At 69.0% G+C, this 16674-nt stretch carries 18 protein-coding genes; 12 read left to right on the top strand and 6 right to left on the bottom strand.

The genetic code is table 11. The annotated features are described in order from the left end of the window. Nucleotides 1-43 precede the first annotated feature (43 nt). Nucleotides 44-817, top strand: coding sequence for a WbqC family protein (locus HS048_RS34095; RefSeq protein WP_196469979.1), 774 nt, complete (start codon nucleotides 44-46; stop codon nucleotides 815-817). 145 nt (nucleotides 818-962) lie between these two features. Next, nucleotides 963-1577 carry an NUDIX domain-containing protein gene (locus tag HS048_RS34090; RefSeq protein WP_196469978.1) on the top strand — a complete coding sequence of 205 codons (615 nt, stop codon included), beginning with the start codon at nucleotides 963-965 and terminating at the stop codon, nucleotides 1575-1577. A 200-nt stretch (nucleotides 1578-1777) separates the two neighbouring features. On the opposite strand, the gene HS048_RS34085 is transcribed toward HS048_RS34090, so the two are convergent. The 3 genes from HS048_RS34085 to HS048_RS34075 all read right to left on the bottom strand — a co-directional run bounded on the left by HS048_RS34085 (nucleotide 1778) and on the right by HS048_RS34075 (nucleotide 4009). After that, complete coding sequence (locus HS048_RS34085) at nucleotides 1778-2605, bottom strand: hypothetical protein (RefSeq protein WP_196469977.1); 828 nt, start codon at nucleotides 2603-2605, stop codon at nucleotides 1778-1780. Nucleotides 2606-2794: 189 nt separating this feature from the next. Then, the gene (locus HS048_RS34080) at nucleotides 2795-3634 is read right to left on the bottom strand and encodes a hypothetical protein (protein ID WP_196469976.1); all 840 of its coding nucleotides are present in this window, start codon (nucleotides 3632-3634) and stop codon (nucleotides 2795-2797) included. A 225-nt stretch (nucleotides 3635-3859) separates the two neighbouring features. Continuing rightward, nucleotides 3860-4009 (bottom strand): hypothetical protein, encoded by a 150-nt coding sequence (locus HS048_RS34075; protein ID WP_196469975.1) that lies wholly within the window; start codon nucleotides 4007-4009, stop codon nucleotides 3860-3862. Nucleotides 4010-4345: 336 nt separating this feature from the next. Here HS048_RS34075 and HS048_RS34070 point away from each other — a divergent pair, with 336 nt between their 5' ends. The 8 genes from HS048_RS34070 (at nucleotide 4346) to HS048_RS34035 (ending at nucleotide 12458) form a co-directional block, all read left to right on the top strand. Beyond that, entirely contained in the window at nucleotides 4346-5062 is a 717-nt protein-coding gene (locus tag HS048_RS34070; RefSeq protein WP_196469974.1) for a hypothetical protein, read from the top strand. 254 nt (nucleotides 5063-5316) lie between these two features. Then, a complete protein-coding gene (locus HS048_RS34065; RefSeq protein WP_196469973.1) occupies nucleotides 5317-6729 on the top strand; it encodes a helix-turn-helix transcriptional regulator in 1413 nt (470 codons plus the stop codon). After that, on the top strand, nucleotides 6726-7589 hold the full coding sequence (locus HS048_RS34060) for a DUF1932 domain-containing protein (protein WP_196469972.1): 864 nt from the start codon (nucleotides 6726-6728) through the stop codon (nucleotides 7587-7589). Before HS048_RS34065 ends, HS048_RS34060 begins: the two co-directional genes overlap by 4 nt. A 336-nt stretch (nucleotides 7590-7925) precedes the next feature. Continuing rightward, the gene (locus HS048_RS34055) at nucleotides 7926-8780 is read left to right on the top strand and encodes an SAM-dependent methyltransferase (RefSeq protein ID WP_196469971.1); all 855 of its coding nucleotides are present in this window, start codon (nucleotides 7926-7928) and stop codon (nucleotides 8778-8780) included. A 2-nt stretch (nucleotides 8781-8782) separates the two neighbouring features. Next, entirely contained in the window at nucleotides 8783-9184 is a 402-nt protein-coding gene (locus HS048_RS34050; RefSeq protein WP_196469970.1) for a hypothetical protein, read from the top strand. 666 nt (nucleotides 9185-9850) lie between these two features. Then, complete coding sequence (locus HS048_RS34045; protein ID WP_196469969.1) at nucleotides 9851-10045, top strand: hypothetical protein; 195 nt, start codon at nucleotides 9851-9853, stop codon at nucleotides 10043-10045. A 332-nt stretch (nucleotides 10046-10377) separates the two neighbouring features. Then, entirely contained in the window at nucleotides 10378-11361 is a 984-nt protein-coding gene (locus HS048_RS34040; RefSeq protein WP_196469968.1) for an ABC transporter substrate-binding protein, read from the top strand. Then, nucleotides 11358-12458, top strand: coding sequence for a methyltransferase (locus tag HS048_RS34035; RefSeq protein WP_196469967.1), 1101 nt, complete (start codon nucleotides 11358-11360; stop codon nucleotides 12456-12458). Before HS048_RS34040 ends, HS048_RS34035 begins: the two co-directional genes overlap by 4 nt. A gap of 187 nt (nucleotides 12459-12645) precedes the next feature. Here the strand turns inward: HS048_RS34035 and HS048_RS34030 are convergent, their stop codons facing one another. The 3 genes from HS048_RS34030 to HS048_RS34020 are packed head-to-tail and all read right to left on the bottom strand — an operon-like array spanning nucleotide 12646 to nucleotide 14424. After that, nucleotides 12646-13491 carry a helix-turn-helix transcriptional regulator gene (locus HS048_RS34030; protein WP_196469966.1) on the bottom strand — a complete coding sequence of 282 codons (846 nt, stop codon included), beginning with the start codon at nucleotides 13489-13491 and terminating at the stop codon, nucleotides 12646-12648. A 37-nt stretch (nucleotides 13492-13528) separates the two neighbouring features. Continuing rightward, nucleotides 13529-14071, bottom strand: coding sequence for a DUF6879 family protein (locus tag HS048_RS34025; RefSeq protein ID WP_307832744.1), 543 nt, complete (start codon nucleotides 14069-14071; stop codon nucleotides 13529-13531). Next, on the bottom strand, nucleotides 14068-14424 hold the full coding sequence (locus HS048_RS34020; RefSeq protein ID WP_196469965.1) for a hypothetical protein: 357 nt from the start codon (nucleotides 14422-14424) through the stop codon (nucleotides 14068-14070). Before HS048_RS34020 ends, HS048_RS34025 begins: the two co-directional genes overlap by 4 nt. 182 nt (nucleotides 14425-14606) lie before the next feature. Here HS048_RS34020 and HS048_RS34015 point away from each other — a divergent pair, with 182 nt between their 5' ends. Next, nucleotides 14607-15413: an SAM-dependent methyltransferase gene (locus HS048_RS34015; RefSeq protein ID WP_196469964.1), complete on the top strand. Its 807-nt coding sequence runs from the start codon at nucleotides 14607-14609 to the stop codon at nucleotides 15411-15413. Nucleotides 15414-15429: 16 nt separating this feature from the next. Then, the gene (locus HS048_RS34010; protein ID WP_196469963.1) at nucleotides 15430-16245 is read left to right on the top strand and encodes a hypothetical protein; all 816 of its coding nucleotides are present in this window, start codon (nucleotides 15430-15432) and stop codon (nucleotides 16243-16245) included. Nucleotides 16246-16674: the final 429 nt, after the last annotated feature.

The following is a 16674-nucleotide window of genomic DNA, read 5'->3' as shown; positions in this document are numbered from 1 at the left end:
CCCGCCCCCGCCGCTGCGGTGCGCCATCCACCAGCCGAACCTGTTGCCGCGGCTGACCACCCTGGCCAAACTCTTCGCGTCCGACGTCTGGATCGTCCTGGACGACGTGCAGTTCGCCCGCCGCGACTACCAGCACCGCACCCGTCTGGCCGCCCTCGACGATCCGAGCCGGCGGCAGTGGCTGACGATCTCCACCCACCTGCCCTACGGCCGATCCACCCTCATCCGCCAGGCCCGCATCACCGAACCGCACCGGTGCCGCCGCCGCACCGCCCACCTGCTCCATGACAACTACCGGGCCAGCCCGCACTGGCCGCTCCTGTGCCACGCCCTGGCCCCCGTCCTGGAGCTGTTCGCCGTCACCGACCGCACCGCCGTCATCACCGAGGCCTCCACCCGGATCCTGCTGGACCTGCTCGGCTGGCAGGGGAAGATCCTGCGCAGCAGCGACCTGCCCTCCCGCCCCGGCCGCTCCCAGCGCCTGGCCGACCTCGCCGCAGCGGCCGGCGCGGGAGCGTACCTGTGCGGGACCGGCGGCATGACCTACCTGGACCCGGCCCCCTTCACCGGCCACGGCATCACCGTTCACCCGTTTCGTACCCCCACCGCAGGCCTATGGCAGTACGGGCGCCAGATCAGCGCGCTGAGGGCATTGATGCTGCTGGGACCGGACACGCTCGCCGCCGCTCTGCACACCCTGTCCGCGTCGGCGCAGGGCATGCACGCTTCGGCGCCCGCCCCGCGTGAGCGACTCACGCCAGCGAAGACACGCCTTTCCTGCACACCACCAGGGACGGCCTCACCAGCCGCATCGTGACCCACCACCGCCGCGTAAAGCCCCGCGATGCCCTCACCTCAGACCCCGACCGCCGACCTGTCCACCGGATGCGGAGGCTCCAGCGCGGCACCTGGGGCACCTGATGACCGCACCGCCACCCGAGACGACCAGGAGGAAACCCAGCATGGTCCTGACCGCTGATCGGTCACGCGCGACAGTGCGTGACCTCGTCGCCGGCATCTCACCACACGATGAGCGAGAAGCCGCCGATCAGGCACGGACGCTCGACTGGATCGACTCCGGTGCCCCGCTGTTTCGCACCGCGAAGCCGGCGACCCCGCCGCAACACCTGGTCATGTACGCGGCACTGGTGGATGAGACCCACCGACGGATCCTGCTCGTCGACCACATCAACGCCGGCCTCTTCCTTCTACCCGGCGGCCACGCGGACCCTGATGAGGACCCCCGAGACGGCATCATCCGGGAGGTCACCGAGGAATTGGGAATCATGCCCCCTTTCCACCCGGCGTTCGGCGACGCCCCGCTCTTTTTGACGGTGACGTGGACGCGACCACCCGGCACGCATCAGGACGTGACGCTGTGGTTCTGCTTTTCCGCGAACCGCTTCGCGCCGCTCACCCCGGACACCCGAGAGTTCCGGTCCATGGAGTGGCTGCCGATCGACAATCCTGCCGTCTGGGCCGAAGACGGCTTCGACCCGGAGATGGCGCGCTTCATCGGCAAACTGACGGCTCGATCCCATCAATCTGCCCTGTTCCCGAATCCGCGTCATCGATGAGTTTTCCGCCGGACCCGCAAAGCCTGAAGATTACGGGCCAGGCAGCACTGCCATCTTCACTGAGTGATCGGATTGTGCAGGCCGTCCTTATCCTGTAGCTCCTCGGAAGAACTGCGACGCCTCGCCGCCGTCTGCGTAGTCGAGCCCGTGCTGGAGCGGCCGACCGAGCACGGTACAGCCAAGGTCCGTGCCCACGCGATCTACGCCAAGGCGTTGGCCCGGCTGGGCCGCGCCCAGGAGCCGTCGGGGGGCGCCATCCACGCGGTCCGCACGCCGTCACCATCTTCTTCGTAGTGGTGGGCGATCCCGGGCACCACTACCTCGAGCATCGAGGTGACTTCCCCGAAGGGGATGATCCGCCCGACCGGGTAGCGGCCCCGAGCAACCTCCTCGCCTTCGTGGTCGCGGACAGCGACGATCAGCGTCTGCTGGTCGGGGGGCAGCATCTCTGCGGGGAGGGTGGGTATGAACGTTGCCCGCTCCCACTCGATCTTCCCTTCGGCGCCGCCGTCGCCGGTCGCGGTCGCCGTCAGCAGCAGGTTGGTGCCGGAGATGACGGTGACGAGCCGACCGCCGGGTCGTAGCGCGGCCAGCCAGCTCGGTGGGATCGGCCGGACCGCGGTCATGGAGACGATCCGGTCGTAGGTGCCCGGCAGCGGGCCGGTGCCGTCAGCGCACAGCACTCGGACGCGCAGGCCGATCGCGGCCAAGCGCTCGGTGGCGACATCGGTCAGGTAGGGGTCGATGTCGATGCTGGTGCCGCAGGTGTCGCCCAGCAGCCGGGTCGCCAGGGCGGTGCTGTAGCCGGAACCGGTGGCGACCAGCAGGTCGTCGCCCGGGTAGACCTGCCCGTGGCGCAGCATCCGTACCGCCAGGCTCGGCATCACCGACGACGACGTCAGTGTCCCTGCCGTGATCGTGCCGGGCTGGGCGTGGTCGGCGTGGCGGCGGTTGACCTCGGTGACGAGGGAGGCGTTGCGGTAGGCCACGGCCAGCCACGCCGCTTCATCGTCAGCGCCGACGCGCACCTGCCAGCAGCCCTAGGCAGCCCGCCGGGAGGAGTCCACCAGCGCGAGATGAACCGGTGGCGCGCGACGGTGGCGAGGGGCTCGTGCCACCGGGATCCGGTGGGTACGATCTTTGCGGCCAGACGTTCGGCATGCTGCTGCCACACCACAGGATTTCCTCCTCCACTTGGTGATCACCGTCTGGGCAGGTCAGGATATTTCTGCTACGGGTTCATCAGCGCCGGTGACGACGGGCAGACGCACGGCCGGGACGGCGAGCCCGTGAAGGGCGACCCGGACATACGTGCGGTCATCGAAACTGGACGCGCCGGGTGCGATCGGCTTGGTCGAGGGGTGATCGCCGATCCGCAGCGGGTCCGCGGCCAGGGACTGGGCGAGCTGGCGTTCGGCGGCGGCCAGGTCCGGAGCGGCCGACAGGTAGCCGTCGGAGGCCAGGACGACCTCGGTGACCTCCTCCAAGGAGAACGTCTCGATGAAGGTGGGCGGTACCGGTCGGCCGTCCAGGACCCCGTATCCGTAGGGGCCCTCGCGTAGCGCCAGCCGGCTCTGCTTCTTCAGCAGCGGCAGCAGCATGTGCCGTCCGGGGTCTTGGGCGGCCAGCTCGGCGGGGGAGTGCCCCTCGGCCAGCAGGCACTGCAGGTACGCTGCCCGCACCCCGGCCATCACCCGATCCAGCGGGGAATCGCCGGGGTGGTGCTCCCAGCGGCCGGAGCGTTTCACGGCCACGTGAACGTCACCGACCCGCCAGGCCAGGTTGTGCCGGGGCCACAGGACCGCCGCCACAGCCGCCGGCGCCATGGGATCATCATCGGCGACCCCCCACCTGCGGCGCAGCCGCACCAGGTCCGCGGTGACCGCCGCCACGGCCCCGGCGGGAGCCCCGCCGGGGCCGAGCCGCTCCAGGGTCGCCGCGATGCATTCCGCGGCCCGGGCTCCTCCGGTCATCCCGTCGTAGCTGCGCCCCGACTTGTCGGTAACGCCGTCGATGACCGCGATGGTGTGGACGCCGTCCTGGTCTTCGACTACCAAGAGCCGGTCTTCGCCGTGACCAGCACCTTTAGGGGTGAACGCGTGTTCGATGACGATGCCCAAAGTCTCTCCTTCGAAAGGTCGGACGGGGATGTCCTGGCGCGGCCGATCAGGGAAATTCTCCTTATCGAACAGCACCCACCCGGTGGTCGTCACCTCATACAGGCGGGTTGGACTCTGACGAGTCGCACGCCTGGCCGGGTCCAGTGCATCCGCCGCAGCCGGTCAGCGGGCGATGAACGCGCTGATCTGCTCCTCGATGCCGGCCGAGGGAAGCTCTCGCACTCGGCCGGTGAACGACACGCCCCGCACCGTCTGCCCGAGCTCGTCCCAGACGATGGGTTCCTTGTCGCATTGGCCAGTTGCTGGACCCACACGGCCTTTCTTCCGGGATTGGCACCTACTCGCATCTACGCGACCGACGTGAGTGCTCGCGGCGAGCGACGATCGGCTGGCTCCAACGTCGCTGGGCATGATCTCATCCACCGCAGGGTGCTGAGACGGCATCAACTGATCAACGCCCGGTCGCCCGCGAGGACAATCGCGTGGACATCATCGCCCGTCCAGTAGGGCGGGCGGGGGAGGCCGGCCCGCAGGTGGCCGCTTGCGGCCTTTCCTCCGGTTGGCGGAGCACTTTGCCCGGCCGCGAGAGACGATCGAAGGCAGGTTGTCGTTCGTGCCCTCCCCGTCCCCCTCGCGAAGGAGCCGCACATGCTCGTGAAGATCGCTGATTGGGCCACCGATCGCTACGATGAGTTCACGACCTGGGCCGAGGAGCGGTTCGGCTCTGGTACCTCCCAAGCCGACATCGTGATCCTGGCCGGTCGGATCACCTTCATCGTGGCAGCGGCCACGGCGGTCATCACGGTGCTGTGGCTGGCCGTCGGCGCGCTCACCGCGCTGGTCGGAGGCATCGGGGAAGGAATGGCGACGGGCCTGGCCACGGGTCTGTCGGCAGGACTGGGACGGATCGCAGACTGGTCCTTGACCGAGGTCGTCACCACGCCCGTGCACGCCTACATCACCGCGCACGCCGTCGGCCTGCCCACCGACGGCGAGACGATCTGGGCGGCCTGGCAACTGGCCGGCCCGGTTTTGTGGCTGCTGTGCTGGCTGGCCCGTTCCTGGGGGGCGCGCCTGGCGTGGGTGCTGTACGGGATCGCCACGGTCGCGATGGTGTACGCCGCCAGCCCGGTCGGCGGGCGATGGCTGGCCGCGGGGATCACCGTCATGTACTGGGGGCTGCTGTCGGTGCTGGCGTTTCGCGGAGTCGGCCGGCGCCCCGCCGCGAGCGTGCACGTCCTGCCTTCCACTGCCCAGACCGACGCGCTGCGGCAGCTACGCGAGGAACTCGGCGAGGTCCGCACCCGGGTGGAGCGGGTAGAGGCGGCCGGTGACGAGCTGGCGGCCCGGCGCGGCGAGGCATAAACGCATCGACGAGATCGATGCCCATGTGATGAAAGCATTCAGGGAAGAGGGGGCCTTGGTTTCTCCTGTTCTGGTCACTCGCACCACGCGCAGAGGAAATCAACAGGTGACAGAGCGCGCCCCAATTCGGGCACAGGGGTCCTTTTTTGATTCCGCGCCCTTTTTTGTGCATTTGGGTAGCGTCCTGCGCACAAGTTATGGTCCTGTAGATCAAGCAAGAGATAGGCGCCCGATCGTGCAGGAAGGACCCGGCCGTGGATAAGCTCCCGTCCCGCCGACACGTGGCCTCCGCTCCGCTCAACCCCGTCCAGCCGACCACTATCGGTCGGCTGATCGCGTGGCTGCGTGAGCAACGCGGCTGGAGTCAGGCCGCTCTGGCGGCCCGCCTGGTCGAGCAGTCGGGCAACTCCGGTGCCACCCAAGATCACATCTCCCGCTGGGAGGGCGAGCACCGCATCCCGAGTCCGTACTGGCGCCAGCACCTGGCTACCGTCTTCGGCCTGCCGGTCGATGTGATGTCCCAGGCCGCGAAGGCGGCCCAGGCCGCCCGGCAGGAACGCCGTATGCCGTCTTCGCCGCCGCGGCATATGGCTGTTTCCCCCTCGGGTGCCCCGACGGTCGATGTGGCGGCTATCGTGGCGGTGTCAGCGAGGGAATCGGCTCGGCTGGGTGAGTACGTGGACAACACCCCTTTCAGCGCGTACACGGTGGAAGAGGTAGTCGGAGAACTGCGACGCCTCGCCGCCGTCTACCCCTACAGCTCTCCGGTGGACTCGCTCTTGGCCGCTCGCGCCCTGCGTGATCGTGCCTATGAGCTGGCCAGCCAGTCCCGCCGTCCGTCCTACACCCGCGACCTGTACCTGGTCACTGCATGGAGCTGCGCGATCTTGGCCAATGCCAGCTTCGATCTGGGCGCGGTACACCCCGCGGGCGTGCACGCGCGCACCGCACTGCATTTCGGTGATCTATGCGAGCACCGTGGCGTGCAGGTATGGGTCCGAGGTTTGCAGGCGCTGATGGCCTTTTGGGATGGGCGGCCACGCGAGGCCGTCTCCATCGTCGAGCCCGTGCTGGAGCGGCCGACCGAGCACGGCACAGCCGAGGTCCGTGCCCACGCGATCTACGCCAGGGCGTTGGCCCGGCTGGGCCGCGCCCATGAGGCCGATCAGGCCCTGGCCCGGACCGACAGCGCTCGCGAGCGGGTACGACACGCCGCCAGCACGCTGGATGATCCTGGCGGTATGGCTGACTATCCACTGGCCAAACAGCTGTACTGGCAGGCCAACACCCACCTGCATCTCGAGGGGCCGGACCGGCTGCGCGCGGCACATCGCGCGGCCGAGGAGTCGATCCGGCTGTATCTGACCGCGCCCGCCGGTCAGCAGCGCATCGGTGAGCTGTGTCATGCCCGCCTGGACCTGGCCGCGGCCCGCTGGCGACAAGGCCACCCCGAAGGCGCCGAACAAGAGGTCAGCGCCGTAACCGACACGCTGCGCCAGCGCTATGTGGAAAGCGTCGTGCGCCGCATGGACGATCTCGGTCAACTGGTCAGCGCCCAGGTCCCTGACAGTGGCCTGGCGCAGCGGGTGCTCACCCAGATCACCGCCGTCCACACCATCGCCCCGCCACTGGCCGATGAGGTCCCGGTGCTGCCGATCGCCGAATGACTCCCGCCGCCGGCCCGTACACGATCGCCGTGCTGCACCCGGGTGCGATGGGGGTAGCCCTGGCCCGCGCTCTGGCAGCACCGGGCCACCACCTGGTGGGCTGCACCCAAGGCCGCTCGGCGCCGACCCGGCACCGCGCCGAAGCCGCGGGCCTGACCGACCTGCCCATGGACAAGCTGGCCGCGCAGGCTGACATCGCGATCTCGATCGTTGCGCCACACGCCGCTGAGCGCGTCGCCGACGAACTGCTGACCGCAGGGTTCACCGGACTGCTGATCGAGGCCAACGCCGTGCGTCCCGGACAGATGCAGGCTCTGGCCACGCGGGTGCATGCCGCCGACGGCCAGCTCGTGGACGCCTGCATCATGGGACCGCCGCCCACCCCGACGGCCGCCGACCCGACCCGGGTCTATCTCTCCGGGCCGGAACCCGGCCTTGCCACCGCCCGCACGCTACTGGAGCAAACCGGCTGGCTGCGCGTAGCCGAGCTGGGGCTCACCATTGGGCAGGCATCGGCACTGAAGCTCTCCCAAAGCACGGTGCAAAAAGCCGGTCGTGCTCTGGCACTACTCGGTCACGCGCTGGCCGACCGCTACGGCCTGTCGGAACATCTGGCCCGCGAGGTGCGCCGGTGGCCGAACCCCGCGGCCAACCCCGCCGACTTTCCCGGCGTCGCCAACCGGGCCTGGCGATGGGGCGATGAGCTACGTGATGCCGCAGCTGAGCTCGCCGAGGCGGGCCTTCCCAGCGATCTCATCACTGACGCCGCAGCACTGTTCGACACGCTGGCGCCTTTCAAAGACGCCACCCCGAACCTGAACGCTATCTACCGGTCACTCAAGGACGCACCGGACGAGTAGTAATCGCCGGCGCGTATTCTGCATGCCGCGCCGCCGCAGCATTTCCTGGCTCCCACCCATTCTGTAGTCGGCATGCTCTGGCCATTCCTCTGCATGGTCGTTGTGTCCTTCCATGAAGGCCCGTCACGCGCCGAGACCGGGTGCGGACCTCACGCGACCCATGCAGGAAGGAGCCGGCTGTGCCCCCGCGCGCTAGATCATCACCGGCTCTCTCCTGAGGAGAGAGGCCCTCTCTGCGCGGACCTCGCGCTACCGCTTTACCGCATCAGCTCCCGGCCGAGACCGCCCATCGCGGCGCGGCGCTCCTTCTGTTCCGTCAAGCTGAAAGACCTTCTGATGACCGGCGCATCCCTTCCCCCACCCTCCGCCGAGGCCGGCGGCGAGCTTCCTTCCTCGCCCAGGGGCCCGATCTTTGACCCGTCTGTTCCGAACGCCGCTCGCATCTACGGCTACCTGCTGGACGGTAAAGACAACTTCCCTGCTGACCGAGCCGCAGCAGACCGGCTGATCGAGCTCATTCCCGGTCTGAAACGGCATGCGCGCCTCAACCGGCTGTTCCTGCGTCGCAGTGTCCACGATTTGGCCCGGGCCGGTGTTCGCCAGTTCGTCGATCTCGGCTCTGGCCTCCCCACTCAGGACAACGTGCATGAGGTCGTGCACCGTGTGGCCCCGGACGCCCGGGTTGTGTACGTCGATATGGACCCGGTCACCATCGCGCACGCCCGCGCGCTCCTGGCCACGGACCCCGACGGGTTGGTGCAGGCCGTGGAGGCTGACGTCCGCCGCATCGAGGACCTGCTCAGCCGTCCCGAGCTGGCTGCACTGGACAGGAGCAAGCCGATCGCCGTCACCGCGGTCGCCCTGTTCCACTTCATGCCCGGCATGGTGCCCGCGCAGATCATCACCGCGCTGCGGGAATGGATGCCGCCGGGCAGCTACCTGGTGATCAGCCACGCCACGCCCGGGACGATGAGCCCTGAGGACGTGGAAAAGGCCCTGGCCCTCTACCAGCAGGCGAACCTGCAGATGTTCCTGCGCTCCCCGGAAGAGGTCGCGCGCCTGTTCAAGGGCTTCCAACTGTCGGAGGAGGGCATCGTCCCCGTGGGGCTCTGGCGGCCGGAAATCGACGACGACGAACAGACGCCCACGGGAGGCCACTTCGTCGGAGGCCTCGGCTGGCTGGCCCACTGACCATGACGGCCACTACCGCCGAGCAGCACCACGCGTCCCCTACATCTGCAGCCATAGCCGCGCTCCGGCGCTTGCGCATCGCGCTGCACTCCTACCACCTGGCCCCAGAGCTCGTCACCGACGCCGACGGTGGCCCACACCTGCTGATCGAGGATCTGCCGCTGGCGGTCTGCACCGATCCGGGCGGTGCACGCTACTTCTGGCCCATCGGCCGTCCGGTCAGCCCCCGCAGCCGTCGACCCGAGCGCGAGCTGGTGTCCTTCTGGCCCGCGGCGGACGTGGACGCTGCCGCTCGGCGGATCTCCGACCAGGTGACACGGCTGCGCCTGGCGCAGCTCGACGCGAGCCGGCTGCCCCGCGAGGGGGGCGTCTCGGCGGCCGCGGCAACGTGCGTCCCTGTCTGATCGACCGCTCCTTCCACGCAAAAGAGGCGACATGAGCACCTGTCCTTCCTCCGCTTCTCCGTCAGATCCTCCTCCTCCGGCTGAATCCACCACGCCCAGTTCCGGGCGGCGATGGCCGGACCAGACCCCCGTCGTTCCCGAGAGCGAAGCCGCGTTCGCGCGGATGGCTGATCTCGTTGAGCGCGTCCAGGCCAAGCAGCGCAACCCGGTTTCGTGACGACGCCCATCACACGCCGGTCGTTCCTCAGCCGCCTGCTACCCCGCCGGTTCCGCAGGGTCATGGCACGGCGTATGGCGCTGGACCGTTCGCGGCCGTTCGACCCGGAACGGCAGGAGGAACCGGCTTCACGCTCTTTTCGTACCGGCGCGTCCCGCTGACAGGACCTGCCTGTGACCCGGCCGCCATACGGCGTCGCTGTCGGCTCCTGGCGGCCCTCTTTCACGCCGGAATCGCTGCTCGCGGCCGGTACGCGTGCCTTCGCGGACCCGCTGAGGGGCGGTGACACAAGACCGGCGCGGCGGTGGGCGCCCCATGGCGTCTGGTGCGGCCGCCGCGCCACTTCTGCCCGCACGCTCGGCTTACCGGCTCTCCCGAGCGTGCGCCGCGGACCGGCCGGCTGCTCTCCACGGCGGCCGCCGGTCCGCTCCACTTCACGAAGGAGAACGATGATCAGCGGCGAGGCGCCTACACCCATCCCGGCTCGCGGCGCGGCCCTTCCGTGCGACAGGCAACGCCAGCACTCTTCCCGGCTGAACATCATGGAGGCCCACCAGGGTTTTCTGGAGGGCACCGCACCGCCCCTGGCCGCCAGTGACGTACCTCGGATCATCGGCGGCATCGGCCGGCTGGAGCAGTCATGACGGCCTCTTCCCGATGCCGCCCGAAGGTCGTGATGACCTCTCCACGCTCGCGCGGTTCCCCGGCGCAGTTCCGGGGCCTGTGCGATGCGGTGACACCGCAACTGCGGCGCACTCCATGCGCCGGAGAGGCCGCCACCGCCGCGCGCTGAGGCGCGCCTCCGGTCCGTGAAACCGGGTTCGCGGACCGGGTGGGGTGCGGGGCGGGTGACCGTCCCGCACCCCGATCGCTGGCGGTCGGGCAACCGCCGCCAGACCGTCACCCCGATTCCTCGTGGAGCGGCCCCGCGGTGACGGGACTCCCCAGCTCTATCCCCCTTCTGAAGGAGCCTGCCATGCCACGGTTACTGACCGTCGCAGTATTACTACTTTTCGCGGCGATAGCCGGATGCGGCCAATCACCGCCCGGAACGAAGACCGACCCTGAGGCACCAGAAAAGACCCACCTCGTGATCGGCAGCATGCCGATCCCTGACGCCGCGCCTTTGCAGATCGCCCTGCGCAGCGGATTCTTCGCCGCTGAAGGGCTGACGGTCGAGATCGAAACCGTCCAGGGCGGCGGATACGCCATTCCGAAACTCGTCGGCGGCAGCATGGACGTGGCGATCCTCAACTACATCACCGCGATCAAGGCGCACAGCGAAGATATGAAACTCGCGCTGCTCGCCGACAGCTACCAAGCCGCTCCCGGGACGTTCGTGCTGATGGTCGCCAAGGACTCGCCCGTCCAGTCTCCGGCGGACCTGCGCGGCAAGACCATCGCGGTCGCCACCCTCCGCAGCATCGGCACCCTCACCGTCGAGGTCGCCTTGAAGGTCCACGGCCTGAGCGCCGGGGACGTGAAGCTGGTGGAGATCCCGCTGCCGAACATGCCCGCGGCGCTGAAGGCCGGCACCGTGGACGCACTGTGGATGACCGAGCCGTTCATCACCGCCGCGGGAACGAACCTCGGCGCCCGCAAGATCTACGACGTCATGAGCGGCCCGACCGCCGACTTCCCCATCGCGGGCTGGGGCACCACCGCGACGTTCGCCGCCAAGCACCCCAAAACCATCGCGGCCTTCCAGCGCGCCATGGCCAAGGCCCAGCACCTGGCGGCCTCCAACCGCGAAGCGGTCACCGCGATCCTGCCGACCTACACGAAGATCGACGAAGAGACCGCCAAGGTCATCACCCTCGGCCGGTTCCCGACCACCTTGGAGCGACGGCGGCTGCAGCGCGTCGCCGACACGATGAAGGAATACGACTACCTGGACGAGCCCGTCGACGTGAGCGAGATGCTCGTGCCCGCCGCGACCTCGACCGGAGGAACACCATGACCGACACCGCGACCACCAGCGGGCCCGAGCTGCCGCAGCGCACCCGGACCGTCCCGAGCCAGATCGCGGCCTCAGTGCTGAGGTTCGACCCGGCCGAGACCGTCCAAGAGCTCCTGGACAGTGAAATGGTGCTGGCTGCACTGACGGTCTTCGCCGAGTTCAAGGTCGCCGACCATCTCGCCGGCGGCCCTTTGCCGCTGCAGGATCTCGCCGAGCGTTGCGCGGTCGATCCAGCCAGGCTGGAGCGCATCCTGCGCATCCTCATCCCGCGAGGATTCGTCCGCCGGGATCCCACCGACGGCCTCTACCACCTGGAGCTGGTCGGGCAGACGATGCGTAGTGGCGTCCCCGGCTCGATGCGGCCTGCGGTCCTGACCCGTGCCTTCCCGCTGTGGGTGGACGCTGCCCGCATGCTGCCCGCCACCGTTCGCACCGGTCGCCCGGCCGCTGTGGCCGAACACGGCGCTCCGTACGACTATCTCGCTGAACGGCCGGAGAAGCGAGCGCTGTTTCAGGAGTTCATGACGGCCCGCTCCACCGCCATCGGGCAATCGCTCGTCGAACAGGACCTGTCGAAGGTCCAGCACATCGTCGACGTCGGGGGTGGGCGCGGCACGATCCTGGCCGCGCTGCTACGGGACAACCCGCACTGCATGGGCACGCTGCTGGAACGCGATGACGTCGTCCAAGCCGCCGAGGAGTTCCTCGGCAAAGCCGGCCTCCAGGACCGGTGCGCCTTCGTGGCCGGCGACTTCTTCACCGGCATCCCCACCGAAGGCGACCTTTACCTGCTGGCCAGCATCCTGCACAACTACGACGATGAGCGGGCACACGCCATCTTGAAGCAGGTGCACGTCGCGATGGCGCCCACCCCCCAAAGCGTCTTGTGGTGCGTCGACTGGATCCTGCCCGACAACGGCATGCGTCACCCTGCGCTCGCCGCGGACATCAAGATGCTCTCCCTGTTCCCCGGGGGGAAAGAGCGCACCCGCACCGCCTACCGCGAACTGCTCAGCGGTGCCGGATTCACGACTGCCAAGATCGTGCCGCTGACCGCCGGGCCGAGCCTGATCATTGCGCAACCCGTCCGGCAGTGATCAGGTACGGGCCTGGCCGCTCGTGATGGCCGGGCCCGCACCGGCAAAGACCGGCGCACATCCCGCCCTCCCGCATCGTCCCCAGACCGGCCGGGGAATTACAGAGCACCGATGGGCGATTGACCGAGCTTCTCGATCATTTGGTGAGCGCCGGATCAACATGCGCCGGGCCGGCCGGAGCGACGCATCAGGTGTCCAGCGCGGCGATGGCCGCCGTGATCAACGCCCGGGCCGCCGCCCCGTACACCGCCAGCTGCGCCAGCTCGGCGAAGGCCTTGGCGTACAGGGCGATCTCCTGCGGCGGGGTGATCGTCAGCTCCGCCGAGAGCGTCTCGACCAGGACCCGCTCCTCGTCGAAGATCCAAAATCCGTTGGTCGGCCACATGACGCGGTCCCGGATCGGGATGACGCCGAGGCTGACGTTGGAGCGCGAGGCCGCGGTCAGCAGGTGGCCGAGCTGGCCGGCCATCGTCTCCACCCCGCCGATCCGGTTGCGCAGCGCCGCCTCCTCCACGATGACCGCGCAGCGGCGCCCACCGGCATGGAAGATCGTCTGCCGGTGCAGCCGCGCCTCCACCGCTTGGGCGCTGTCGTCGGGGATGCCGCGGAAGGCCACCACCGCCTGCATCAGCGCCAGCGCGTACTCGCGGGTCTGAAACAGGCCCGGGATCAGCGACGGCTCGTAGATACGCAGGTAGCTGGTGCGCTCATACAGTGGGATTGCGGCCTTTTGCAGGCGTTGCAGGCCGGTGCGCTGCAGGCGCCGCCACTCCACGTACATCTCGTCGATGGTGCGCAGCGACGCCACCAGGTCGGCAGCCTGCTCGCGCGCGCCGCAGTGGAAGCACCAGGCGGTGATGTCGGCCTCGGACGGCAGCTGGCGGCCGTGCTCGATCCGGGAGACCTTCGACGAATGCCAGCCCGCCCGGGCTGCGAGGTCTCGCCCGGTCAGGCCCGCGGCCTCACGGATGACGCGCAGGCGGGCGCCGAGGTCCTGCTTGGCCTGGCTGACGGCGGGGGAGGGCGAGGACACCGGAGAACTCTTACTGGGCGAGGCGGACGGGCGGGGGTCAGGCGGGCGTGTAGGCGTCGTGGTCGATTCCGGCCGCCCACACCGCCTCGAACGCCGCCGTGCACAATTGCACCACGGCGGGATCGTCGCACTCCTCGACTCCGGCCCAGTCGCCGTCGCCGGTGAAGTGGTTGAACTGCACCCGCCGCCCATCCAGCAGCCAAAAATCGTTACCGGGCAGCGCGATGGCCGAGGCGCGACGCCGGGGCAACCACCGGCCCTGCTCACCGGCGATGATGTTGGTGGTGGAGATGTCGTACTCGAAGCGGATGTACTCACTCACCGGCTCGGAGACGATCCGGGCCCGCCGCACCGCGACGCCGCGGCGGGTGGTGTCCCGGATCAGGCTCAGCCACGGCCGCCACCAGGAGCCCTCATCGCTCAGGTCATAGCGGTGCCCGGCCCGCCACGCGGCCAGCATCGGGTTCTCCGCCGCCACGGCGTAGCCGTCGCGCATCTCCAGGTGGACCGCCGAGCGCTCGCACGAGCCCAGCAGCTGCGCCCACTCGTCGAATGTCGGCGCCCCGGGCCTCCAGCTCACGCGTCCTCCAGCGCGGGCATCGCGGCCTTCGGGATCTCGATCACCGTCTCGTGGCCGGGCAGGTCCAGCTGAGCGAGCACCGCCGGATCGGTGATCGGCGGCCCGCAAAAGACGTAGGACGCGGTGCGCTCCATCACCATCGGACCGCCAGCCGGGATAGGGGTGCCAGGCGGCAGGAACGCCATCAGCTCCTTGGGCACCTCCACCAGCGTGCTGCCGACTGGCAGGTCGAGCCGAGCGAGCACGGCGGGGTCGGTGACCCTCCACCCTTGCAGGACGTAGCGGTCACCGTCATCGAACAGCGTGGGGGAGCCGCCGTCGACGGTGTCCTTGCCGAGGAAACGCAGCGCCATGAGCTTCTCCGATCGGGGGAGCGGATGACTACCCGGCCGAGTTTGCGCGGTGTGCGCCACCACCTCAAGGAGTTTGCGCGACTTTGCGCGAAGAGATCGCCGGGCCGCCGCTGGCGAGCGGCGGCATGCAAAGCCGCTCAAACTCCTTGATCCGCAGGTCAGCACTCTCCTACCGTCACCGCATGCGCTCATCCTCTCCCGCGCACCCGGGCGCTTTGCACTTCGGAGCCCCCAACGGCGCGCGCATCTACGACGTCCTGCTCGGCGGCAAGGACAACGCGCTGCTGGACAAGGAAGCGGCGCTTCGCCTCGGGCGTGCGATCCCCCGCATCGGCGAGGAGATGCGCGCCAACCGCGCCTTCCTGCGCCAAGCCGCCCGCCATTTCACCGCCGGCGGGATCGATCAGATCATCGAGCTCGGCTGCGGGTTCCCCGACGCTCCACACGTCCACGAGGTCGTCCGCCAGGCCAACCCGGGTGCGCGCGTCGTCTACGTGGACATCGACGAGGTCGTCGCCCTGCACGCCCGCGCGCACCTGCAGGGCCCCGGCGTGCACATCATCAGAGCCGACGTCGCCGACATCGGGAACGTCCTGGAGCGCCTGGCCTTCGACGGCGTGCTGGACCTGCGGCGCCGGACCGGGATCCTCGCCGCCCACGTGCTGGACTTCGTCCCTGACGACACCGCGTATGAGATCACCAGGACGCTGGGCCGGATGCTCGCCGCGGGAAGCGGCTTGGCCCTCTCCCACATCTGCACCAGCGACCTGCCGCCCGCCCCCGCCGAGGCGCTGGTCCAGGCCTACGACACGACCCCCACTCCGCTCCATCTGCGCGACCGCGCCGACATCGAGGCGTTCTTCACCGACTTCCGGCTCGACCGCTACGGCCTGATCCCGGTCGCCGGCTGGGGCCCGGCCCCGCGCGCATTCCCGCCTTCTGGTGGCATCCTGCTCGGTGGCGTCGGCTTCCTCGGGGAGCGGCCATGACCGCAGGAGCATTCCGGTGAGCGCCCCGTTCTCCCCGTTGTCGGGCCGGGCTCTGGCCGTCGGAGACACCGTCCGCATCCGCGGCCTGGATCGCAGCCACGTGGACAGCCGTCACGCCACCTGGCTTATCGGGCGCATCGGTCGGGTGAGCGCGCTGCTGGCCACCGGCGGCCACGTCGAGATCACCATCGACGTGACCGGCCTACCCACCGCCGCCGGCCGTCGCACCAAGTGGACCCTCCACGCTCTCGACCTGGAGCTCGTCGCACCCGCGGCAATCACGCCCCGCACCGAGCCCCGTCCTGGCGATCGTGTCAGAGTCCAGCAGCTGTTGCTCAGCCACAGCGACATCTGCGCCCATGACCAGCTCATCGGCTGCACCGGAGTGATCATGGCGCTTGGTCGCAACGGCTCCCACGTCCTTGTGCTGATGGACGAAGAGGTCCGCATCGCGGGCGTCGGCCTGGTGCACCGGCTCGTCTTCCACAGAGCCGACCTGGCCATCACCATGGTTGATCCTGCCCCCGCGCCCGCGCCTAAGTACGGCACCGCCCTGACCGGCGACGGCGTACGGCACGCCGCCGCCGTCCCCGCCGCGCCCGGCCGAGGTCAGGTCAGCACCGCCTGCGGTGTTCGCGCGGCCGCCGTCCTGATCGGCGACTGGTCCCCACCGTTCGTTGCCGGTCTGGAACGCGCCTGTCGTGCCTGTCTCGGTGCCCTCAGCGAGCAGGGCCCTCCACCGCTGCCGTCACCGTCGCCGCGTGACCTGCGGCCTGTGGACACCGCCTTCGGTCACCTGCCCGTACGCGGCATCACATGTCGGGTTGACTAGGCTATTGACTAGATGCGCCCATCCGGGCGAAGTCGATCCTGCGCCGGCGATTAGAGCGGTTGCCGCAGTACGTGACCGGTTGACAGAAGCTCACCGGACCACATGTCGAGAAGATATGTCGCGATCTTTCTGATATTTGTTGTGCATTCGTCTTTCATATGGGTTTGCTTATGGTCCATAATCGCTACCTGGACAGCATGATCACCTGCGCGCAAGTATGGGAGAAGCTCGCATGAATCATCTTGCAGCACGTCGAAGCGTGCGCCTGCAGGCCCGATGGGCACGGCAGGAGAAGATGCCGGAGCGGCGGAGCCTCCCTGGGCGCAGCCGGGTGCCGGTGACGATGACTTCTCCCCGCTAGTGCACCCCAGTGTCCTGGCGTGTTCCATTGGATGCAGTCAGTCACATTGGCCGCCGTGTGTTCGTGCT

It is taken from the genome of Planomonospora sp. ID91781 (genome assembly GCF_015711595.1).
Taxonomy (GTDB): Bacteria; Actinomycetota; Actinomycetes; order Streptosporangiales; family Streptosporangiaceae; genus Planomonospora; species Planomonospora parontospora.
This window is presented reverse-complemented; position numbering and strand designations above follow the sequence as displayed.